Genomic DNA, 21,320 nt, shown 5'->3' with positions numbered 1-21,320 from the left:
GGGAAGAGGGCAGCGCCGTCGCGAGCAAATGAGAGTGCCGCCGTCGAGAAGATCAGAGCTTCCCCGTCAGCTCCGGCACCAGCTTGAACAGATCGCCCACCAGGCCAAGGTCGGCGACCTGGAAGATCGGGGCGTCGGCGTCCTTGTTGATCGCGATGATCGTCTTTGAGTCCTTCATCCCCGCCAGGTGCTGGATCGCGCCGGAGATGCCGACCGCCACGTACACCTCGGGGGCGACGATCTTGCCGGTCTGGCCGACCTGATAGTCGTTGGGCGCATAGCCCGCGTCGACCGCGGCACGGCTGGCCCCGACCCCGGCGCCGAGCTTGTCGGCGAGCGGGTCGATCAGCGCGTGGAACTGTTCGGACGAGCCCAATGCACGGCCGCCCGACACGATCACCTTGGCGCTGGTCAGCTCGGGCCGGGCATTCTTGGCGATCTCGGCGCCTTGGAAGGTCGACAGGCCCTTGTCGCCGGTCGAGGCGACCGCCTCCACCGTGCCGCTGCCGCCCTCGCCGGCCGCCTTGTCGAACGCGGTGCCGCGCACGGTCAGCACCAGCTTCTTGTCGCTGGTCTGGACGGTCGCGATCGCGTTGCCGGCATAGATCGGGCGCGTGAAGGTGTCCGGCCCCTCGACCGACAGGATGTCGGACAGCTGCATCACGTCGAGCAGTGCGGCGACGCGCGGCGCGACGTTCTTGCCCGTCGTCGTGGCGGGCACCACAAAGGCGTCGTGATGCCCCATCAGCTCGACGACCAGCGGTGCGACATTCTCGGCCAGCGCATGCGCATAGGCCGCGTCGTCTGCGACATGAACCTTCCTCACGCCGGCGATCCGCGCCGCCGCCTGCGCGACCGCATCGACGCCCTGCCCGGCGACGAGCAGATGCACCTCGCCCAGCTTGGCCGCGGCAGTGACCGCCGACAGCGTGGCGTCCTTGACGGCGCCGCCGTCATGCTCGACCCAGACCAGCGTCTTCACTTTGAAATTCCCATCGCGGACAGCTTCATCACGAGTTCGTCGACATCGGCGACCTTGACCCCGGCGGTACGCTTGCCGGGTTCGACCACCTTGACCGTCTTCAGCCGCGGGGTGACGTCGACGCCGTAGTCGGCGGGCGTCTTCTGCGCGAGCGGCTTCGACTTCGCCTTCATGATGTTGGGCAGCGACGCATACCGCGGCTCGTTTAATCGCAGGTCGGTGGTGACGATCGCGGGCAGCGTGAACCGGTCCGTCTCAAGCCCGCCGTCGACCTCGCGTGTCACGGTGACGTGGCCGTCCGCGATTTCCACCTTGGATGCGAAGGTGCCCTGGCCCCAGCCGAGCAGCCCCGCGAGCATCTGCCCGGTCTGGTTGTTGTCGTCGTCGATCGCCTGCTTGCCCAAGATGATCAGGTCGGGCTTCTCCTCGGCGGCAATCGCGCTGAGGATCTTGGCGACGCCCAGCGGCTCGACCTTCTCGTCGCTGACGACAAGGATGGCGCGGTCGGCGCCCATCGCCAGCGCGGTGCGCAGCGTCTCCTGCGCCTTGGCCTCGCCTACCGACACCGCGACGATCTCGGTCACCCCGGCCCGCTCCTTGAGCCGGATTGCTTCCTCGACGGCGATCTCGTCGAAGGGGTTCATGCTCATCTTGACGTTGGCGAGATCGACGCCGGAGCCGTCGGCCTTCACCCGGGGTTTGACGTTGTAGTCAAGCACGCGCTTGACGGGAACGAGTACCTTCATGCGGGTTCCTCAATCAGTCAGTTCTAGGCGGCGCTCGACACGGTCGAGGCGTCTGTGAACGTTGTCGAGCGAGAGCTGCTGGGCCGCATCGGCTCCGGCGAGATGGCCAAGATGCTGGATGATCGACGCTTGGCCGCCCTCAAGATTAGCTAGGCGGCCGGTGTGCTCATTGACCACGCGCTCCACGCGATCGATGGACGCCTGCAACCGCTTGAGCAGCTCCAAGGTCATGTTCTCAACATTGTCGGCCATGTCAGCTCCTCACGCCGCCTTCTTCACCTCGGCGACGATCTTCTGCGCGGCGTCGCCCAGGTCGTTGGCGGGGACGATGGCGAGGCCGCTGTTCGCCAGGATCGCCTTGCCCTGCTCGACATTGGTGCCCTCCAACCGCACGACAAGGGGGACCGACAGGTTCACCTCGCGCGCCGCCGCGACGATGCCGTCGGCGATGATGTCGCAGCGCATGATGCCGCCGAAGATGTTGACCAGGATGCCCTTCACGTTCGGATCGCCGAGGATGATCTTGAACGCCGCCGTCACCTTCTCCTTGTTCGCGCCGCCGCCGACGTCGAGGAAGTTGGCGGGGAACATGCCGTTCAGCTTGATGATGTCCATCGTCGCCATCGCCAGCCCGGCGCCGTTGACCATGCAGCCGATGTCGCCGTCGAGCTTGATATAGGCCAAATCGTACTTCGACGCCTCGATCTCCGACGCATCCTCCTCGGTTTCGTCGCGCAGCGCCGCCAGGTCCTTGTGGCGGAACATGGCGTTGCCGTCGAACGCGACCTTGGCGTCGAGCACCATCAGCTTTGCCCCAGAATCACCAGAGGCTTCGGTGACCGCCAGCGGATTGATCTCGATCTGCTCTGCGTCGGTTCCCAGAAACGCGTCGTACAGCTTGGCGGCAACGTTGGCGGCCTGCTTGGCGAGGTCACCGGTCAGCGCGAGCGCGGCAGCGACGGCGCGGCCGTGGTGCGGCATGAAGCCGGTCGCGGTGTCGATGTCGATCGCGTGGATCTTCTCGGGCGTGTCGTGAGCGACGGTCTCGATATCCATGCCACCCTCGGTCGAGGCGACCATCGACACGCGGCCGGTCGCCCGGTTCACCAGCAACGCGAGGTAGAACTCCTTGGCGATGTCGACGCCGTCGGTCACGTACAGGCGGTTGACCTGCTTGCCGTGCTCGCCGGTCTGGACGGTCACCAGTGTGTTGCCCAGCATGTCGGCCGCGGCCGCGCGCACCTCATCGGCGGTCTTCGCCAGCCGGACGCCGCCCTTGGCGTCGGGACCCAGTTCCTTGAACTTGCCCTTGCCGCGCCCGCCCGCATGGATCTGCGCCTTGACGACATAGAGCGGCCCGGGGAGCTTGCCCGCCGCCGCCACCGCCTCGTCCACGCTCATCGCGGCGAAACCAGCGGGCACGGGAACGCCGAACTTCGCCAGCAATTCCTTGGCCTGGTACTCGTGAATGTTCATGGAGCTGCCATAACCTCTGAAGGATCATGGCGGCTAAAGCATATCGATTGCAGCGAATCCACCCTATATGCCCACCGCGATGACCTGGCCTGTCGGCATCCTCCTGTTCCTCGGCACCGTCCTCGCGATGGAGGGCGTGGCCTACGCGGCGCATCGCTGGGTGATGCACGGGTTCGGATGGTTTCTCCATCGCAGCCACCACCGCCCGCGCACCGGCGCGTGGGAGCTGAACGACCTTTACGCCGTCATCTTCGCCGTGCCGTCGATCATGTTGCTCTACGCAGGCGTGCAGGCGGGTTGGTGGCCGGGCTGCACCTGGATCGGCGCGGGCATCGCCGGCTATGGCGCGATCTATTTCGGCTTTCACGACGTGATCGTGCATGGCCGCATCCCGACCCGCTATCTGCCGCGCTCCTCCTATATGAGGCGGATCGTCCAGGCGCACCGACTGCACCACGTCGTCGAAAGCAAAGGGGGCACGGTCAGCTTCGGGTTTCTGGTCGCGCCGCGACCCGATGTGCTCAAGGCGGAACTGAAGCGTCGCCGCGGCGGCGGCGAACGCGCCGGTGCAATCCGCGCGCCGGCCGGTTTAGCCAAACGATAACCAATCCCGTGGCATGGCGGGGGCATGGAACAGCCGCGCTTCTCGCCTCCGTACACGTCCCTGCGGCCGCTGAGCGATCATCGCCGCGCGCTGCGCAAGGGCGTCAAGATGCGCGCCCACCTGCGCGACCGGGGTCAGACGAAGTTCGAGATCGATGTCGTCGACCTGTCGCGATCGGGTTTCCGGGCGGAGACTAGCTTCACGCTATGGCCGGGAACGGTCGTGTGGCTGACGCTGCCGGGGTTGGCCGCGCTGGAGGCGGTGGTCGCTTGGCGCGACAAGTTCAAATATGGCTGCGCGTTCGCCAAGCCGCTGCATCCGGCGGTATTCGAGCATATCGTGGCGCTGTCGCAGCAATAGTCGCGGCCGCAGGCGCGGCCGCCGCCGAGCCTGCCCGACGACGCGGCTTCGCCGCGGCGGTTTTCAGTCGAACAGACTAGACACCGACGTTTCGTCCGCGATCCGCTTGATCGCCTCGCCCAGCAGCGGCGCGATCGGCAGATGCCTGATCCGCGGCGAGGCCGACACCGCTTCGCTGCCGATCGAGTCGGTTATCACCAGTTCCGACAGCACCGAGCCGTGGACGCGCGCAACCGCGCCGCCCGACAGCACGCCGTGGGTGACATAGGCGACCACCTCCGCCGCGCCCGCCTGTTTCAGCGCCGCCGCCGCGTTGCACAAGGTCCCCGCCGAATCGACGATATCGTCGATCAGGATGCAGAAACGCCCCTCGACCTCGCCGATGATGTTCATCACCTCCGACTCGCCGGCACGCTCGCGGCGCTTGTCGACGATCGCAAGCGGCGCATTGCCGAGCCGCTTCGCCAGCACCCGTGCGCGCACCACGCCGCCGACGTCCGGAGAAACCACCATCATGTTGTCGCGGGGAAAGCGCGCCTGGATATCGGCGCTCATCACCGGCGCGGCGTAGAGATTGTCGGTCGGGATGTCGAAGAAGCCCTGGATCTGCCCCGCATGCAGATCGACCGACAGGACCCGGTCTGCGCCCGCGACGGTGATCAGGTTGGCGACCAGCTTGGCGGAGATCGGCGTGCGGGGACCGGGCTTCCGGTCCTGCCGCGCATAGCCGAAATAGGGCAGCACCGCGGTGATCCGCCGCGCCGACGCACGTTTCAGCGCGTCGATCATGATGAGCAGTTCCATCAGATTGTCGTTGGCCGGGAAGCCAGTCGACTGGATCACGAACACGTCCTCGCCGCGGACATTCTCGTTGACCTCGACGAACACCTCCTCGTCGGCGAAGCGGCGGACGCTGGCGTCGGTCAGCGCGGTGCCGAGATAGTCGGCGATCGCCTGCGCGAGCGGGCGGTTGGCGTTGCCGGTCATCAGTTTCATGCATGTGCCTCCCGCAGGCGCGCTCCATAGCCGCGGCTGTCGCGATTGGGCTAGAGGGCCGGGGCATGACCGCCGCCGCCACCGTCGTCACCCGCTTCGCGCCCTCCCCCACCGGGCGCCTGCACGTGGGCAATCTCCAACAGGCGCTGCGCAACTGGCTGTTCGCGCGGGCGGCGGGGGGGGGGCGGTTCCTGCTCCGGATCGACGATACAGACGCCGATCGATCGGAGGAGCGGTTCGTCGACGCGATCCGGGCCGACCTCGCCTGGTTCGGGCTAGACTGGGAGGCGGAAGCGCGGCAATCCCGTCACAGCGACGCCTATGAGGCGCGCTTCGCGCAGCTGGTCGCGGCAGGGCGCGTCTATCCGGCGTATGAGACGACGCAGGAACTGGACCTGAAGCGCAAGGTACTGCTCGGGCGCGGGCGACCGCCGGTTTACGACCGCGCGGCGCTGGCTTTGAGCGACGCGGCGCGGGCGCGGCTGGAAGCGGACGGTGTCCGGCCGCACTGGCGGTTCCGGCTCGACCATCACACGCCGATCGCGTGGGCCGATCTTGTTCGCGGGCCCCAGACGGTCGAGCCGACGACGATGAGCGACCCGGTGGTGCGCCGCGCCGACGGCTCGTGGCTGTACATGCTGCCGAGCGCGATCGACGATCTCGACCTGGGCGTCACGCATGTCGTGCGCGGGGAGGATCATGTCTCGAACACGGCGCTGCAATTGCAGATGTTTGCGGCGATGGGGGGCGCCGCGCCGCGCTTCGCCCACACCCCACTATTGACGGGAACGGAAGGCAAGCTGTCGAAGCGGCTGGGGTCGCTGGGCGTCGATCATTTCCGCGGCGAGGGCGTGGAGCCCGCTGCGCTGCGGTCGCTGCTGGCGCGGCTGGGGACGAGCGATCCGGTCGAGGCGGTGACCGGTCTCGACGCGCTGATCGACGGATTTGCCATCGACCATATCGGTCGCGCGCCGGCGCGGTTCGACGAGGGCGAGCTGCACCAGGTCAACGCCCGGATCGTCCATCAACTGCCGTTCGACGCGGTCGCCGGCCGGCTGCCGCCGGGGATGGACGCGACCGCCTGGGCGGTGGTGCGCCCCAATCTCGAGCGGGTCACCGACGCCGCCGACTGGTGGCGGGTGATCGAGGGGCCGATCGACGCCGCGATCCTGCTGGAGGACCGCGCCTATCTGGCGCAGGCGGCGGCGGCCGCGGGCGCGATCGACTGGGCGGGCGACCCGTGGCACGCGCTGACCGGCGCGTTGAAGGGCGCGACGGGGCGCAAGGGCAAGGCGCTGTTCCTGCCGCTCCGCCGGGCGCTGACGGGGCTGGACCACGGTCCCGACATGGCGGCGCTGCTGCCGCTGATCGGGCGCGAGCGGGCGATCGCGCGGCTCTCCCGTTGAAAGGTCACGAGCTTCAAACCCGCGGAACCTGCTTGTGTTCGTAATGTTATAGTATAACCTGACAGTCGAGTCGGGCGCAGACCCGGCCGGCACAGGCACACACACGCACAGGAGAGGTGTCATGTATGCGAACCGTTATGCACCACGGCGGGTCAACAAGGGCAGCCTGACGCTGTCCGTCGCCATCGTCGGCGTGCTGGTCGCCACCGCGATGCTCAGCCCGACGGTGATCGGCGTCCTGCATCACGAGAAGGAGCTCCACTTCATCGATGTGGCGCCGCCCCCGCCCCCACCGCCACCCGATCCCACGCCGCCGCCGCGCCAGCGGCTGGAGCCGCGGCCGGCTCAGATCGACCCGCCGATCCCGATCGTGCCGCCGCCACTCGCGAGCGACTTCACGGTGCCGCACGATCCGGTGGCGCCGGTGGCGCCGCTGGCAGGGACGGGCCCCGGAGAGGACGTGGCGATTGATCCGCCCAAACCGCCGCCGGTGCTGGTCGGAGCCCAGCCCGACGCACGCTATCTGAGCGACTTTCAGCCGACTTATCCGGCGGAGGAGCGCCGGGCAGGACGTGAAGGCGTGGTGACGCTGCGCGTGCTGGTCGGCATCGACGGCCGGGTTACCGACGTCGAGGAGATCGCCGCGCCCAGCGATGCGTTCTGGCGCGTCACCGAACAGCGCGCCCGCACCAAATGGCGCTTCCGCCCGGCAACGCGCGACGGCATACCCTATGCGGCGTGGCGGCAGATGACGGTACGCTTCCGCATTGAGGGCGAGGAATGATGCGGCGGCGATAGGCCTCGGGGGGTGGTTGCCGGCGCGCGCCACCCCTATGTTCGCGCAGATGAAGATGCTCCAGCGTATCCAGCCCGCGGGCGCCTGGGCCGACCTGCGCTATTTCTTTGGTCAGCGCCGCCCGCATCAGTGGGGCTTTGCGGCACTGGCGGTGACGCTGACCGCCGTCACGATCTGGGCGTTCTGGCACGACAGTCAGTTCCGGAAGGTCTATCACCGCGATATCATCTATGTGCAGCAATGGCGGCGCGACCGCACCGACGCCGAGGTGATCGCGCAGCAGCGGATCGACGGCCCGATCGAGGCGCGGCAGCGCGCCGAGCGCGAGCAGGCCGACGCGGCGCGCCGCGCGCAGTTCCAGCAGGTCAAGGACCGCATGGATGCGCTTCATCTATGAGTAGCTGGATTGCCATTCGTTGTCCGGACCGCCGATCGCGACCGTGGTTGCGCGGCTCGGGGCAGGGTAGCGGGATCGCGGCGCGCCGCCGGGACGCCGGGCGATAGACGACCGTCGCTGGATGGCCGCTGCGCTGGGGCTGGCGGAGCGCGGGCGGGGGCGGACCTGTCCCAATCCCCCGGTTGGCTGCGTACTGGTCAAGGACGGTCGCGTGGTCGGGCGCGGCTGGACCCAGCCCGGTGGCCGGCCGCATGCCGAGGCGATAGCGCTGGACCAGGCTCGCGAGGCGGCGCGCGGCGCCACCGCGTATGTGACGCTGGAGCCCTGCGCGCATGCCTCGCCGCGCGGCCCGGCCTGTGCCGGCCTCCTTGCCGAGGCAGGCGTAGCGCGGGTGGTGGCCGCGCTGCGCGACCCCGACCCGCGCACCGACGGGACTGGTCTGGCCCGGCTGCAGGCGGCGGGCGTGACGGTCACCGCCGGCATCTCAGCGTCGGCGGCGCGGCGGAGCATGACGGGCTGGCTCACCCGCCGGACGCTCGGTCGTCCGCTGGTGACGCTGAAGCTGGCGATGTCGCTCGACGGCTGCATCGCGCTGGCGAGCGGCGAGAGCCGGTGGATCACCGGGCCGGAAGCGCGCGCGCATGCCCATGTCGAGCGCACCCGGCATGAGGCGATCCTGGTCGGGCGCGGGACGTGGGCGGCGGACCGGCCGACGCTCGATGTCAGGCTGCCTGGCTTGGAGGAGCGGTCGCCGCAACGCGTCGTCCTTTCGTCGCGTCATCCGCGCGAAAGCGGCGATGACGATGTTCTCTGGCTCGACGCGCCGGAGCAGGTCGCCACCCTCGCCGCCGACCACCTCCTGATCGAAGGCGGTGCGCAGACCGCCGCGGCGTTCCTCAAGGCCGGCCTGGTCGACCGCCTCCTCCTCTATCGGGCGCCGATCCTGATCGGTGGGGGTATGCCGGCCATCGCCGCACTTGACATGACAGCGTTGACACAAGCGCATGGCCGCTGGCATCTGTACGACGCGCGGCAGCTTGGCGCTGACCGGCTGGAGGTCTACGAGCGCACCGCGCTATCAGGAGAAGTGAGAACCACTTTTCCCCCCGGATGACGCGGCAACAGAGGGCTTATGTTCACGGGAATCGTCAGCGACATAGGGACGATCGAGCGCGTCGAGACGCGCGGCGACACGCGCGTTGTCGTCTCGACCGACTATGACACCGCCGGCATCGACCTCGGCGCGTCGATCAGCTGCTCGGGCGTCTGCCTGACCGTTGTCGACCTGGGCGTCGGCGAGGATGGGGGCCCGGGCTGGTTCGCGGTCGATGTCTCTGGCGAGACGCTGAGCCGCACCGCGCAGGGTCAGTGGACTGAGGGCAAGCGCCTCAATCTGGAACGCGCGCTCAGGCTTGGCGACGAACTCGGCGGCCACATCGTCACCGGCCATGTCGACGGCGTCGCCGAGGTGCTGGGCGTCTGTCCCGCGGGCGACAGCAAGCGGATCGGCTTCCGCCTGCCCCGTGAACTGGCGGCGTTCGTCGCGCCAAAGGGGTCGGTGACGGTCGACGGCGTGTCGCTGACCGTCAACGAGGTCCGCGACGAGCAGGACGGCACGCATTTCAGCATCAACGTCATTCCCCACACCCAGTCGGAAACGACGCTGGGCGAGTTGGAGGCCGGACAGGCGGTCAATATCGAAATCGACGTGCTCGCGCGCTACCTGCAACGGATGGAGAGCTATCGTGCCCGCTCATAAGGCCGAACTCGCGCGGCTGCGCCACGGCTTCCTGTCGTCGCCCGAGGAGATCATCGACGAGGCGCGCAACGGCCGCATGTTCATCCTGGTCGACGACGAGGACCGGGAGAATGAGGGCGACCTCGTCATTCCCGCGCAGATGGCGACGCCCGAGAAAATCAACTTCATGGCCAAATACGGCCGCGGCCTGGTCTGCCTGGCGCTCACCAAGCGGCGCGTGGACGAGCTGGGCCTGCAGCTGATGAGCCGCAACAACGGCACCCGCTACGAGACCGCGTTCACCACCTCGATCGAGGCGCGCGACGGGGTGACGACCGGCATCTCCGCCGCCGACCGGGCACGGACGATCGCGGTGGCGATCGACGCCGGTAAGGGGCGCGATGAAATCGTGACCCCGGGCCATGTCTTTCCGCTGGTCGCGCGCGACGGCGGGGTGCTGGTCCGCACCGGGCATACGGAGGCGGCGGTCGACGTCGCGCGGCTGGCCGGGCTCAATCCCTCGGGCGTGATCTGCGAGATCATGAACGAGGACGGGACGATGGCGCGAATGGACGACCTGGTCGCCTTCGCGCAGCACCATGCGCTCAAGATCGGCACCATCCGCGACCTGATCGCCTATCGCCGCCGCCACGACCATCTGGTCGAAAAGCGCGCGGAGGCGAAGTTCACCAGCCGCTGGGGCGGCGAATGGACGGCGCAGACCTTCTGGAACAAGGCCACAGGCACCGAGCAGATCGCGCTGGTCAAGGGCCGCGTAGACCCGGCCAGGCCGACGCTGGTCCGCATGCACGCGCTGTCGACCTTTGCCGACATCTTCGGCGAGGACGGCGACCGCGGCGACCTGCTGCGCCGCTCGATGGAGCTGATCGGCGAAGAGGGCGCAGGCGTCGTCGTCGTCATCAACCGGCCCCGCCCCGACCAGTTCACCGTCGCGCTGCAGACCAAGGCGGGCACGCTGCAGCCCGACATGGAGGAGCTGCGCGATTATGGCGTCGGGGCGATGATCCTAACCGAGCTGGGGGTGGAGGAGATGGTGCTGCTGACCAACACCCACCACACGCTGATCGGCCTCGACGGCTATGGGCTGAGCATCGTCGGCGAGCGGAAGATCGGCTGAATCCTCCCGGTTGGCGGGTGGGATCGACGGAAGGAGCGCAATGCCCCACATCCTGATCGCCGAGGCGCGGTTCTACGATCATCTCAACGACCTGCTGATCGCGGGCGCCCGGGCGGTGGTGAAGGCCGCGGGGCATACGCACGAGGTCGTGACCGTGCCGGGCGCGCTGGAACTGCCCGGCGCGATCGCGCTCGCCGCGGAGAGCGGACGATATGACGGCTATGTCGCGCTGGGCGTCGTCATCCGCGGCGAGACCTATCATTTCGAGGTCGTCGCGAACGAGAGCGCGCGCGCGCTGATGGCGCTGACGCTCGACGGGCTGGCGATCGGCAACGGCGTGCTGACGGTAGAGAACGAGGCGCAGGCAATGGCGCGGGCCCGGCCGGACGAGCTGGACAAGGGCGGCGGCGCGGCGCGGGCGGCGTTGGCGATGATGGCGCTGAAAGAACGATTTGGCTGAGACCTGCGCCGATCTGTCCCGAACAGGAACAGCCCGCCGGCCAGCGACCTCCCCTGGACTTGCATATGCTTACGGAGAGATTAACGAGGCGCCAACGATTCGTCGTTTGGTTCCTTGGGGGAAGATAAATGTTCAAGAAGCTTGTTCAGGCAGCCGCGGTCGGCACGCTGTTCTTCAGCGGCGCGGCGTATGCGCAGACCACCACCACCTCGCCGACGGGCGGCGCGCTTCCCGCAGGCGTGACCAAGGTCGGCGGCGTCGTCGTTGACCTCACCGGCACGAACGGCAACCGCATCGTGTCGCAGCTCTCTGCCGCTTCGCTGTTCGTCGGCTTCTCCACCGATCCCGCGACCAAGCCGGGCACGTCCAATGGCAACCCGCTGGTGTTCGGCACGCAGACGGGCTTCACGTCGACGGTGCTGTCGGCTTTGGGCGGTGGGCTGACCGGCGCATCGTTCCGCATCACGCTGTACGATGGCGACAACGCGCCGGGCGATTTCGACTTCAACGACAACACCTTCACGGTCGACGGGATCAACTTCGGCAACTGGTCGGCCGTCGCGACGACCGTGACCGACAGCAACGGCAATCCCACCTCGACCGGCCTCGGCTTTGGTGACAACGTGCTGGCGACCGGCTTCTTCTCCAGCGTCAATCCGGTTACGCTCGCGTCGCTGTTCACCGCACTGCAGGATGGCAGCCTCGCCTTTGCCGTCAATGACGTCGATCCGGGCGACAACTATTACGACTTCACGCAGGGCATCAACGGTGGCCTGATCAATGTCGGCACCGGCCCGGTCGTCACCCCGCCGTCGGTCGGCGCGGTGCCCGAGCCCGCCAGCTGGGCGCTGATGATCCTGGGCTTCGGCCTGGCGGGCTTCGCGCTGCGGCGTGTGGCGCGGCGGTCGGACGCGAAGTTCGACACCAAGATCCGCGAGATCACGGCCGGCGCGATCGCCTGATCCGTCGAACTGCCTAAGCAAAAGAGCCGCCGGTCTCACGACCGGCGGCTCTTTTGCTGTGTGCGGGTCGTCGACGGCTGTCAGTTCGCCGCCGAATAGGCATAGCCATGGACGGTCATGCGCAGCGAATCGCCCGCCGCGATCCCCGTCCACCTGCCCGCCCAGGAAACGAACCCGCCATTGTTCGGGTCGGCTGGCCACATCTCGATCATCGGCTTCAGCGGGTGCGAGACGAAGAAGCTCATGGCGCTGCGTGTCCAGCGCTGAACGAGCGCGCCATCCAGGAACATGTCGACGGTGCCGGCCCCATCGTCGATCTTGATCCCGAACCGATGTCGCTCCCCCGACATGTCCCGGCCCGCAAACAGCCGCACGGTGGACTGCTGCATCTGCCCGTTAAGTGCGGCGTGGAGCGTCACGTCGAGCCCGTTGCGCCCGGCGAACTCGAAGTCGACCTCGTCGCGGCTGGCATCGTCCCACAGCCACAACGGCGCGACGATCAGCCCGGGGCGCAGCTGCGGCAGCGTGACCTCCGTCTCCCACAGACCGCGGGTGTAGACGGGCGTACCGCCCATGGCCTGCAGCTGCGGCGCGCCGTTCGCGTCGAGCGTGAAGAAGGTGTCGCCGCCTGACGGCTGAGCGATGTGATTGTAGCGCCACGGGATCGGCCCCATGCCATTGTCCCATTCGGACGCGTGCCAGCGGCCGGCGTAGTTCCACAGCCGCATATCGGTCAGGTTCAGCGGCGGGAGCGGCGCGACCGCCCGGCGCAGCGCCGCGGCGTCCGCATCGCCGCTCGCCGCCGCTGCCGGTGTCGCCGGAGCGGCAGCAGCCGTCGCGGCGGCCGTGACGATGGCGGCGCCCGTCACCGTGGCCGTCGTGGTCGCCGCCACCGTTGCGGCCGCCGCCGCCGTCGTCGGCGCGACCGTCACGGCCGGTGCGGTAGCCGCCGCCGGCGCGGGCGACGTCGCCGGCAAGACCGTGACGGCGGCCGTGGCGGCGGCCATCCCGACAGGGTCGCTGGCGGTCGCGCCCGAAACGACGGTGACCGCCCCGGCCGAGGTGATGGCGCTCGCGCTTGCAGCGCCTCCCCCGGCGCCGCACCCCGTCAGCAACGCGCCCGAGCCGACCGTGAGAACCAGTGTCGCAATGGATGACCGGCGCATGATGACCTCGCTTCAAGGGGAGGCCGAACAATGCGCGGCAGAAACTAATGCCGGGTAAACGGCGCGGCCAAGTCTTTGTGACTAAGGTGAAAAGCGGCGCTGCTCCCTGAGCGGCGCAGAAGGGCGGGGATCTCCCGCCGGCCGCCCGTTGTGCGACGGGACCAAGCGCACTACCGCACGGTCGATGTCACCCGTCCAGCTCATCACCGCAAAGCGGCACGGCGACGCGCGCGGCTGGTTCACCGAAATATATAGCGAGGCGGCGTTCGCGGCTCGCGGCATCGACTGCCGCTTCGTCCAGGACAATCACTCGTTGTCGGTGCCCGCCTTTACCCTGCGCGGTCTGCATTTTCAGGCGCCGCCACACGGCCAGGCGAAGCTTGTCCGCTGCATCCGCGGCCGCATTTTCGACGTCGCCGTCGACGTTCGTAACGGGTCGCCGACCTTCGGACAGTGGGTCGGGGCGGAGCTGTCCGCGGAAAATGGCAGCCAGTTGTTCGTGCCGGTCGGGTTTGCCCATGGCTTCCTGACGCTGGAGCCAGACTGCGAGGTCTCGTACAAGGTATCCTCGCTGTACGCGCCGCAGAGCGACGGCGGGCTGCGCTGGGACGATCCGGCGATCGGCATCGACTGGCCGCTGCCGGCCGGAACAGCGCCGGCGCTGTCGCCCAAGGACGCGGCGCTGCCGCTGCTGGCCGGCTGGCGCTCCCCCTTCGCCTATGACGGCGCGCCCCTGACGCCGCTCGCCTGAGGACCTGTCGATGCGCATCTTCGTCACCGGCGGCGCCGGCTTCATCGGCTCGGCGCTGGTCCGTCATCTTATCGCGAACACCTCGCACGAGGTGCTCAATTTCGACAAGCTGACCTATGCCGGCACGCTGTCGACGGTCGAGAAGGTGGCCGGAAGCGACCGCTATCGCTTCGTGCAGGGCGACATCTGCGACCGCGACGCGGTGCGTGCCGCAATCGGATCGTTCCGGCCCGGCATCGTCACGCATCTGGCGGCGGAGAGCCATGTCGACCGCTCGATCGACGGCCCGGGCGCGTTCATCGAGACAAATCTGGTCGGCACGTTCGCGATGCTGAGCGAGGCGCGCTGCTATTGGCAGGCGCTGGACGGCGAGGCACAGCGCGCGTTCCGCTTCCACCATATCTCGACGGACGAGGTATATGGCTCGCTCGGCGAGACGGGGCTGTTCACCGAGGAGACGCCCTACGACCCGCGCTCGCCCTATTCGGCGTCGAAGGCGGGGTCCGACCATCTCGTCAGCGCCTGGGGCCACACCTATGGCCTGCCCGTTCTCATCACCAACTGCTCGAACAATTACGGGCCGTACCACTTCCCGGAGAAGCTGATCCCGCTGATGATCGTCCGCGCGCTCGCGGGCGAGAGCCTGCCGGTCTATGGCAAGGGCGATCAGGTCCGCGACTGGCTGTTCGTCGAGGACCATGTCCGCGCGCTGCAGGCGGTGTTCGAGCGCGGCGCGGTCGGACGAACCTACAATGTCGGCGGCAACAACGAGAAGCAGAACCTGGAGGTCGTGCACGCCGTCTGCGCGCATCTCGACCGGCTGCGCCCGCGTCATGACGGCGCAAGCTACGCCGCGCAGCTCGCCTATGTCGCCGACCGCCCGGGCCACGACAAGCGCTACGCCATCGACGCCAGCCGCATCCGCGACGAGCTCGGCTGGCAGCCGCGGGAAACGTTCGAAAGCGGCATCGCGAAGACCGTCGAATGGTATCTCGGGAATGAAGCCTGGTGGCGGCCACTGGTTGCAGCGAAGGCGGCCGAGCGGCGCGGCGTAGCGGCATGAGGCAGGTGCTCGTCACCGGCGGCGGCGGCCAGCTCGGCACCGAGTTGCAGCGCTGCGCGTGGCCGGCAGGGTGGGAGGTGGTGGCGATCGACGTCGCCGATCTCGACTTCACCGACATGGCCGCGATCGCGGCCAAGGTGGCGGAGCGCCCCTGGGCCGCGGTCATCAACGGCGCGGCCTACACCGCCGTCGACAAGGCGGAGAGCGACCAGCTGCTCGCCTGGCAGGTCAACGCGCTCGCCCCCGCGGCATTCGGAGCGGCGTGCGCCAAGGCGGGCATCCCGCTCGTCCAGGTCTCCACCGACTATGTTTTCGCCGGTGACAAACAGGGCGCGTGGGAGCCGGACGATGCGGTCGGCCCGCTCGGCGTCTATGGCGCGTCTAAGCTCGGCGGCGAGCTGGCGGTCCGCACTGCCGGCGCGCGTCACGCGATCGTCCGCACCGCCTGGGTTGTGAGCGCGCACGGCGCCAACTTCGTCAAGACCATGCTTCGCCTGGCAGCCGACCGCGACACGCTGCGGGTGGTCGACGACCAGCACGGCAGCCCGACCGCCGCCGCCGATCTGGCGCAGGTGCTGGCGACGATCGCGATGCGGCTGGCGGACGATCCGGCCGTGCCGTCCGGCGTCTATCACTTCAGCAATGCCGGTCCCGTGACCTGGGCCGGCTTTGCACGCGAGATCTTCGCGCAGAGTGTGGTGCGTGGCGGCCCCGGCGCAACGGTCGAGGGCATCGCGACCAGCGATTATCCCACGCCAGCGCGCCGCCCCTCCAATTCGATGCTCAGCCATGACGCCATCCGCGCCGCCTATGGCATCGAGCCCCGTCCTTGGCAGGCGGCGCTGGGCGACATCCTTGACGAGCTGATCGGCCCGGCGACCGCGGTCTCTCACGGCGGCGATTGAACCAGATGGTGGTCGCAGGCGTCCTACCCGTTCAGGAGATGATGATGGACGAAGCGACGCAGATGAACTGGAAGACGTTCACCATCAGGCTGATCGAGGCGCTGCGCTGGCCGGTCGCCTTTGTCGCGACCTGCTTCATCTTCCGCGAACCGGTGACGCGTTTCCTGCACGCGCTGATTCCTGGCGCGCACGGCTGATCTGACGCTGCCGGGTCAGCCGAGCTGCGGGAGCGGCCCGGCCGGGGCGAGGCACTGGGCCTGGTTGCTCCGCGGCGTCTGCTGACAATTCCACACCGCCCGAAACGCGCCGTCGCCATTCGCAACGAAGTAGAAGCTCAATCCAGCCCGCTGGGCGTCGGTGAGCGGCAGCGAGCCGCCCATCTGCGCCGGATCGCGCCACCCGAGCACGGTGCAGCTCGGCTTGCCCCGGCACAGCGCCACCGATGCGGTCGCGTAATTACCGGGAAAGACCGCCGGATCGAGCTGGAGGAAGAACTGGTTGTCGGCATGGCCGCGCACCAGCGCGCCACGCAGCGACTTCTCGCGGACACCTTCGACGGCGATCGGCGGCGGCGGGACGGCCGGCGTGCCCAGTTCGGCCGCCACCGTCGCCGGGTCGAGCACGGGTGGCGGGATGCCGTCTGGATTGGTCGAGGCGGAAGCGAAGCGCGCCATCGCCGCCAGCGCTGGCTCGTCGCCGGTCACCTGCTGCCGAAACGCGCCGCGCGTTCCCCAGAATCCCTTCCAACGGTAGAACAGGTGCAGGCCGACCTGGGCGTTCTTGTCGAACGACGCCGCCCAGTAGGGCACGACGTAATTGGCGTGGTAAAAGGTGGCGTAGCCGACCCGGGCGTCGACCGTCCCGGCCAGCGCCGCCGCCGCTGCGGCCCGCGCCCGCTGCCAGGCGGCGGCCGACGGCGTGCGGCCGACGATCGCGCCGTCGCAGGTGAAGGTGAACTGACACCCCGTCGCCCTCGATGATCCCTCGAACACGACGCCGCATACCGTCGATGGGAAGGAGGGGTGCCGCGCACGATTGAGGATGACCTGCATCACCGCGCGCTGGCCGCTGGCGTCGTCGCCCGCCTCATACCATCCTGCGGCGGCAAGGCAGTCCGTCGCGCGCTCCAGCATCGCGGGCGTGCCGGCGAAGCGGAACGGCTGCGCCGGGACGACCGCGCCGGCGACGATCGGCCGGGCGGCGTTGACCTCGGCTGCGGTCTCGGCCGAGATCGGCAGCACCCGCTGGTCGAGCAGGCGCGGCGATGGCGGCTGCTGCGCCGCGCCCGTGGCGGGATGAAGCGTCTGCGTCCGCCACGGGCCGATCTGGCCGGTGATGACCGCGGCGACGAAGGCGAGCGTCAGGACCGTCACGATCCAGAGCGCAATGTCGCCCTCGCGCCAGAGAACGAGGCGGCGTCCGGGGGCCGCATGAAGAGCGATGGTCGACATGACGCGGCGCCGATACCCTGATTCAGCCGCAAACGCACGTGCGCTTTGCCGCATCGCGTCCCCGTCCGGGGCAATCGGTGCTGCCGGGCGGGAACGCCGTCCCACACCGGTACAGCGGATCGAGCGCCTAAAAGGCGGCGCGGAAGCTGAGCGTCAGGTAGTTGGCCTGATAGCGCAGCGCCTGTGCGTCGGAGCTCCGGCCCGAATGGCGGACGCCGCCGCTCACAGAATAGCGGCGGTCGATGAGATAACGCGCGCTCGCCCCGACCGAATATTCATCGCCGCCGATACCGGGCCCGTTGGGGCTGAAATGGCCGTAAAAGGCATCGCCCGACAGGATGATGTAGCGGTAGAGCTCGTGGTCGACAGAGACACGAAAATCGCTGCGCGTGTTGCCGGCGATGAAGGTCGATGACGTATCCTGCACCGAACGGCTGGCCCGAAAGCGCAGCGAGGTCAGCGGCGTGACGTTCCACAGCACGTCGCCGCTGAACGACAGGCCGCTGAAGTCGTTCAGCCGCGGATCGGTGTAGTTTCGCGACAGATAGCCAACCTGGATCGTCCCGAAGACCAGGTGGGTAAGCTCGAGGCTGACGCCCCCCGTGATGTTGTAGCCCGACGAATCGCGATCGATGTTGGTGAGGGGCGAGAAGCCGTTCTTGCCGGGACGAAGGTCATATCGTTCGTCGACATAGCTGCCCGAGAGCACCAGCCCGATACCGTTGCGCAGCGCGTAATTCGCGGTGGCGCCGACGGTGGCGGTGCGGACGTCGCGGTAATCCTGGTCGATCGGCGTGCCGTTGGCGAGATGGGTGTCGTGGAACTGATCGCGGTCGAGCGCCGCGTTGAGACCGAGGCTGAGGTCGACGAAGCTGTGGGTGACGCCCAGCCCCGCGTGATAGGCTTCGAACTTCACCGGATCGGCTGCGGCCTGGAACGCGCCGAGGCTGGACCGGCTCTCCACATAATGCGCGGCCGAAATGTCGGCGCGCAGCTGCGTGTCGCGTGCGGGTTCATAGGCGGAGCTGATCGAGACGCCGCCGGAAGCCGCATTCTCGTTGGGCAGATTGGCGTGTACGCTCTGGCTGAAGAAGGCGTGCGCCTCCAGCCGGTTGGGGCCGCCATTGTCCTTGAAATAGACCTCGGGCACGACCGAGAGATAGGCGTCGCTGCGCCGGTTGGTGTCGGTCGCGAGGTAATTGTCGGTCGCCTCGCCGATCAGCCAGATCGAGGGATAAGCCCGCCATGAGCCCAGAAACGGCGAACCGACGGCGTCGTAATCCGGGCGCGGCCGATCGGCGACGCCCTGTCCTTCGATCACGACCTGGGCCGCGGCGGGCGTCGCCGCCAGCCCCACCAAACACGCGGCTCCCGTCCGGATCAGCACCTTACGCATCAGCAATCCCCTTTGATGAACAGTGTCATAGGGAGTTTGCGCGCGTCTGACCACTGTCACCCGGCGCCCCGCCACCGGCGATCCAGGCCGCGCCCGAGCAACGGCGACCGGGCGCGGCGAGGCGTCCTGATCGGGCCGCCGGTCGACGGCTCGCCGGCCGGGACGATGGGGGTCAGCCCGTCCGCCGACGCGGGCGTCACCGCATAGACGAAGGTGGCGACCCAGATCACCGTCGCCAGGCTGAACGGCGCGACGATGCCGTCTTCGACATAGCTGTGGACATAGATGACCGCGACCAGCGCAATGAACCCTGCGAGCGACACGCTGGGCGCAACCGCCTGACGCACCAGCGCCGCCAGACCGATGATCGCGCAATAGGCGAGCAGCAGCCCCATGCCGATCAGGCCCATGTCGATGCGCATCTCCACAAACGCATTGTGGAAATTGAACCCGTTGCGGCTGGCGATCCCGCCCCACCGCCACAGCCCCTCGGCGTCGATGTTCCCCTGCCGCCAGAACGCGCCATAACCATAGCCGAGCCATGGCCGCGCGGTCGCCAGCCGGCTGGCGAAATCCCACAAATAGGTTCGTCCGGTCAGCGTCGCGTCCTTCTTCAGGACGTTGACGCGGAAATCTGCGACGGCCGCGTTGATGTCCGGGAGAAAAAAGCACGCGATCCCGAACAACAGCAGGACGAAGATGATCACCATCACCCGCAACGGCGGCTTCATCGCCGCCAGCAGCGCCAGCGGCGGAAAGATCAGCACCGTCAACGCGATGGTGGAGATCGATCCGCCGGACTGCGCGAGATAGGCGACCAGCAGACCCGGTGGAATCAGGATCAAACTCGCGATCCGCGCGACCCGCGGCTGGGCGCGGTCGAACATCACGCACAGCGACAGCGCGACGACCATATAGCCGGCGAACCCGACCGAGTTCTTGCTCCCCCACCATGCGACCAGCGGATAATGGCCGGCCAGACTGCCGGGCGCCAGGGGCAGCACGGTCATGATCGTCGCCGCGAACGCGATCAGCATCGCCAGCAGCAACCGGTCGGGCCGCAGATTTCGGCAGATCAGAATGGCGGCTGCGAAGGTGATCAGCAGTTCAAGCGCCGCCCGCATCGTCCGCTGCGGCGCGTCGGACCAGATGGTCGAGATCATCGCGACGATCGGGATCAGCAGCAGCGGCGAGAACTTGATCAGGTCGCGCGCGTTGGCGATCGGATTGAAGGCGACGACCGCGGCCGTGCCCGCAAAGAACAGCAGCACGCTGAGCTGCCCGAACAGATTGATCGATCCGAACGCGAGAACCGTCCCGGCCGCGATCAGCTGATGCGTCCGCGGACCAGGCCGCCATACCCGAGACTGGCCCGGCGCCCGCACCGAGCGCCCCGCGGCGGCGTCGCGCGTCAGGATCGCGCCGCGCATCTAGGCGGCGCCCTTGCGCAGGGCGGCTAGGCCGCGGCCGGCATTGCGCCCCTTGCGCGCGGCGTTCACGATCGTTTGCGCGACCGTAAAGCCCAGCGCGCGGTAAAGCCTGTGCACCCCGTGTCGCGGGACGACGAACGCCGGATCGAGCGAGCGCATCCATTGCAGCGTATCACGCGCTTCACGGCGGTTATAGGCGGCGATTCGCAACGCCAGCGGCCAGAGGTTTTTTGCCAGCGCCACGACGCGACGGCGCGTCGCCAGCCCGCGGTCGTTCAGCAGCCCATAAATCTTACGGTACATCTGCAGCTCCTGCCAATTCGTCACGACGGCGACGGACCCCGGCTGGAACTGGATACGCTCCCGCCCGTGATGGCGATGCAGCAGGGTCGGTTCGGGGTAAGCGGCGACCGTCGGCGCGCGCAGGGCGCATTCGATCACGAACATGCGATCGTCGCGGAAGGCGAAATCGGGCCGATGCGCCAGTCCCGCAAGGAAGTCGCGCCGGAACCAATAGGCCGCGTAATGCGAGCTGTCGCACTCGCCGAGTTGCTGGGCGAGGAAGTCGCCGCAGTCGACCCAGTCATGCAGGACACGCCCGCCCGTCGCCTCGTACACCGCCCAATAGCCCGCGACGCAGATGTCCGCGCGCCGATCCTGCGCCAAGCGAAGCTGATCGAGGACGGCGGCGTCGACCAGCAGGTCGTCGGAATCGAGAAAGCGGACATAGTCGCCGCGCGCCGCGGCCAGCCCCGCGTTCACCGCCGCCGGCTTGCCCCAATTGGGCTGGCGGATGGCGCGAACGCCTGGCTGCTCCTGCAACCAGTCCCAGCTGCCGTCGGTACTGCCGTCGTCGACGACGATGATCTCGATATCGTCGCGCCGCGGGCAGGAGGCGATCGCGTCCGGCAGGCTCCAGAGCCGGTTGAAGGTCGGGATGATGATCGACGCCTGCATGCCCGTCCGGCCTACCGCGTGGCGCCTTACTAATCCATCATCGGCCGCACCGATCGCCGGCCCGGCAGCCGCCGCCCGGCGGTCTCGCCTTGCATCGGCCCGGATGGCGCGTCAGAGGCGGGAGTAAGCCGCCTGTTTAG

At 68.3% G+C, this 21,320-nt stretch carries 25 protein-coding genes; 15 read left to right on the top strand and 10 right to left on the bottom strand.

The genetic code is table 11. The features are described 5' to 3' along the window. Positions 1-52 precede the first annotated feature (52 nt). The 4 genes from ACP2AD_RS03400 to sucC are packed head-to-tail and all read right to left on the bottom strand — an operon-like array spanning position 53 to position 3,204. The gene (locus ACP2AD_RS03400; RefSeq protein ID WP_425228677.1) at positions 53-982 is read right to left on the bottom strand and encodes an electron transfer flavoprotein subunit alpha/FixB family protein; all 930 of its coding nucleotides are present in this window, start codon (positions 980-982) and stop codon (positions 53-55) included. After that, positions 979-1,728 (bottom strand): electron transfer flavoprotein subunit beta/FixA family protein, encoded by a 750-nt coding sequence (locus ACP2AD_RS03395; protein WP_425228676.1) that lies wholly within the window; start codon positions 1,726-1,728, stop codon positions 979-981. The genes ACP2AD_RS03400 and ACP2AD_RS03395 overlap by 4 nt, the downstream gene beginning before the upstream one ends. Positions 1,729-1,737: 9 nt before the next feature. Further along, positions 1,738-1,980: a hypothetical protein gene (locus ACP2AD_RS03390; protein ID WP_425228675.1), complete on the bottom strand. Its 243-nt coding sequence runs from the start codon at positions 1,978-1,980 to the stop codon at positions 1,738-1,740. 9 nt (positions 1,981-1,989) lie between these two features. Continuing rightward, the gene (sucC, locus tag ACP2AD_RS03385) at positions 1,990-3,204 is read right to left on the bottom strand and encodes an ADP-forming succinate--CoA ligase subunit beta (RefSeq protein ID WP_425228674.1); all 1,215 of its coding nucleotides are present in this window, start codon (positions 3,202-3,204) and stop codon (positions 1,990-1,992) included. Between the two features lie 79 nt (positions 3,205-3,283). Between sucC and ACP2AD_RS03380 the strand changes: the two genes are divergently transcribed. Both ACP2AD_RS03380 and ACP2AD_RS03375 read left to right on the top strand, forming a co-directional pair. Beyond that, positions 3,284-3,808 (top strand): sterol desaturase family protein, encoded by a 525-nt coding sequence (locus ACP2AD_RS03380; protein WP_425228673.1) that lies wholly within the window; start codon positions 3,284-3,286, stop codon positions 3,806-3,808. Positions 3,809-3,832: 24 nt separating this feature from the next. After that, entirely contained in the window at positions 3,833-4,168 is a 336-nt protein-coding gene (locus ACP2AD_RS03375; protein ID WP_425228672.1) for a pilus assembly protein PilZ, read from the top strand. Positions 4,169-4,231: 63 nt separating this feature from the next. Here ACP2AD_RS03375 and ACP2AD_RS03370 read toward each other — a convergent pair whose 3' ends face one another. Next, a complete protein-coding gene (locus ACP2AD_RS03370; protein WP_425228671.1) occupies positions 4,232-5,164 on the bottom strand; it encodes a ribose-phosphate pyrophosphokinase in 933 nt (310 codons plus the stop codon). A 65-nt stretch (positions 5,165-5,229) separates the two neighbouring features. Between ACP2AD_RS03370 and ACP2AD_RS03365 the strand changes: the two genes are divergently transcribed. The 8 genes from ACP2AD_RS03365 to ACP2AD_RS03330 all read left to right on the top strand — a co-directional run bounded on the left by ACP2AD_RS03365 (position 5,230) and on the right by ACP2AD_RS03330 (position 12,061). After that, on the top strand, positions 5,230-6,570 hold the full coding sequence (locus ACP2AD_RS03365; protein ID WP_425228670.1) for a glutamate--tRNA ligase: 1,341 nt from the start codon (positions 5,230-5,232) through the stop codon (positions 6,568-6,570). Positions 6,571-6,691: 121 nt separating this feature from the next. After that, the gene (locus ACP2AD_RS03360) at positions 6,692-7,354 is read left to right on the top strand and encodes an energy transducer TonB (protein WP_425228669.1); all 663 of its coding nucleotides are present in this window, start codon (positions 6,692-6,694) and stop codon (positions 7,352-7,354) included. A 61-nt stretch (positions 7,355-7,415) separates the two neighbouring features. Then, entirely contained in the window at positions 7,416-7,763 is a 348-nt protein-coding gene (locus ACP2AD_RS03355; protein ID WP_425228668.1) for a hypothetical protein, read from the top strand. A 121-nt stretch (positions 7,764-7,884) separates the two neighbouring features. Beyond that, positions 7,885-8,877, top strand: coding sequence for a bifunctional diaminohydroxyphosphoribosylaminopyrimidine deaminase/5-amino-6-(5-phosphoribosylamino)uracil reductase RibD (gene ribD, locus ACP2AD_RS03350; RefSeq protein WP_425228667.1), 993 nt, complete (start codon positions 7,885-7,887; stop codon positions 8,875-8,877). A gap of 18 nt (positions 8,878-8,895) precedes the next feature. Further along, complete coding sequence (locus ACP2AD_RS03345; protein ID WP_425228666.1) at positions 8,896-9,522, top strand: riboflavin synthase; 627 nt, start codon at positions 8,896-8,898, stop codon at positions 9,520-9,522. Next, positions 9,509-10,639 carry a 3,4-dihydroxy-2-butanone-4-phosphate synthase gene (gene ribB / locus ACP2AD_RS03340; RefSeq protein ID WP_425228665.1) on the top strand — a complete coding sequence of 377 codons (1,131 nt, stop codon included), beginning with the start codon at positions 9,509-9,511 and terminating at the stop codon, positions 10,637-10,639. The genes ACP2AD_RS03345 and ribB overlap by 14 nt, the downstream gene beginning before the upstream one ends. A gap of 40 nt (positions 10,640-10,679) precedes the next feature. Then, entirely contained in the window at positions 10,680-11,099 is a 420-nt protein-coding gene (gene ribH / locus ACP2AD_RS03335; RefSeq protein ID WP_425228664.1) for a 6,7-dimethyl-8-ribityllumazine synthase, read from the top strand. Between the two features lie 128 nt (positions 11,100-11,227). Continuing rightward, positions 11,228-12,061 (top strand): PEPxxWA-CTERM sorting domain-containing protein, encoded by an 834-nt coding sequence (locus ACP2AD_RS03330; protein ID WP_425228663.1) that lies wholly within the window; start codon positions 11,228-11,230, stop codon positions 12,059-12,061. 80 nt (positions 12,062-12,141) lie between these two features. Here ACP2AD_RS03330 and ACP2AD_RS03325 read toward each other — a convergent pair whose 3' ends face one another. Further along, complete coding sequence (locus ACP2AD_RS03325; protein WP_425228662.1) at positions 12,142-12,930, bottom strand: family 16 glycosylhydrolase; 789 nt, start codon at positions 12,928-12,930, stop codon at positions 12,142-12,144. On the opposite strand from ACP2AD_RS03325, the gene ACP2AD_RS03320 reads away from it, so the two are divergent. The 5 genes from ACP2AD_RS03320 (at position 12,914) to ACP2AD_RS03300 (ending at position 16,143) form a co-directional block, all read left to right on the top strand. Beyond that, positions 12,914-13,285 (top strand): hypothetical protein, encoded by a 372-nt coding sequence (locus ACP2AD_RS03320; RefSeq protein ID WP_425228661.1) that lies wholly within the window; start codon positions 12,914-12,916, stop codon positions 13,283-13,285. The two genes, ACP2AD_RS03325 and ACP2AD_RS03320, sit on opposite strands and share 17 nt — an antisense overlap. 126 nt (positions 13,286-13,411) lie before the next feature. Continuing rightward, positions 13,412-13,978, top strand: a complete 567-nt coding sequence (gene rfbC / locus ACP2AD_RS03315; RefSeq protein WP_425228660.1) for a dTDP-4-dehydrorhamnose 3,5-epimerase — start codon at positions 13,412-13,414, stop codon at positions 13,976-13,978. A 10-nt stretch (positions 13,979-13,988) separates the two neighbouring features. After that, a complete protein-coding gene (rfbB, locus tag ACP2AD_RS03310; RefSeq protein ID WP_425228659.1) occupies positions 13,989-15,041 on the top strand; it encodes a dTDP-glucose 4,6-dehydratase in 1,053 nt (350 codons plus the stop codon). Next, complete coding sequence (gene rfbD / locus ACP2AD_RS03305) at positions 15,038-15,946, top strand: dTDP-4-dehydrorhamnose reductase (protein ID WP_425228658.1); 909 nt, start codon at positions 15,038-15,040, stop codon at positions 15,944-15,946. Before rfbB ends, rfbD begins: the two co-directional genes overlap by 4 nt. Positions 15,947-15,990: 44 nt before the next feature. After that, complete coding sequence (locus ACP2AD_RS03300; protein WP_425228657.1) at positions 15,991-16,143, top strand: hypothetical protein; 153 nt, start codon at positions 15,991-15,993, stop codon at positions 16,141-16,143. A 15-nt stretch (positions 16,144-16,158) separates the two neighbouring features. On the opposite strand, the gene ACP2AD_RS03295 is transcribed toward ACP2AD_RS03300, so the two are convergent. From ACP2AD_RS03295 to ACP2AD_RS03280, 4 genes are all read right to left on the bottom strand, one after another. Beyond that, positions 16,159-17,397 (bottom strand): cell wall hydrolase, encoded by a 1,239-nt coding sequence (locus tag ACP2AD_RS03295; RefSeq protein WP_425228656.1) that lies wholly within the window; start codon positions 17,395-17,397, stop codon positions 16,159-16,161. Positions 17,398-17,524: 127 nt separating this feature from the next. Next, complete coding sequence (locus ACP2AD_RS03290) at positions 17,525-18,793, bottom strand: outer membrane beta-barrel protein (protein WP_425228655.1); 1,269 nt, start codon at positions 18,791-18,793, stop codon at positions 17,525-17,527. A 56-nt stretch (positions 18,794-18,849) separates the two neighbouring features. Beyond that, positions 18,850-20,223 (bottom strand): O-antigen ligase family protein, encoded by a 1,374-nt coding sequence (locus tag ACP2AD_RS03285; RefSeq protein ID WP_425228654.1) that lies wholly within the window; start codon positions 20,221-20,223, stop codon positions 18,850-18,852. Then, a complete protein-coding gene (locus ACP2AD_RS03280) occupies positions 20,224-21,180 on the bottom strand; it encodes a glycosyltransferase family 2 protein (protein ID WP_425228653.1) in 957 nt (318 codons plus the stop codon). Positions 21,181-21,320 lie beyond the last annotated feature (140 nt).

It is taken from the genome of Sphingomonas sp., assembly GCF_965248875.1.
Lineage (GTDB): Bacteria > Pseudomonadota > Alphaproteobacteria > Sphingomonadales > Sphingomonadaceae > Sphingomonas.
This window is presented reverse-complemented; position numbering and strand designations above follow the sequence as displayed.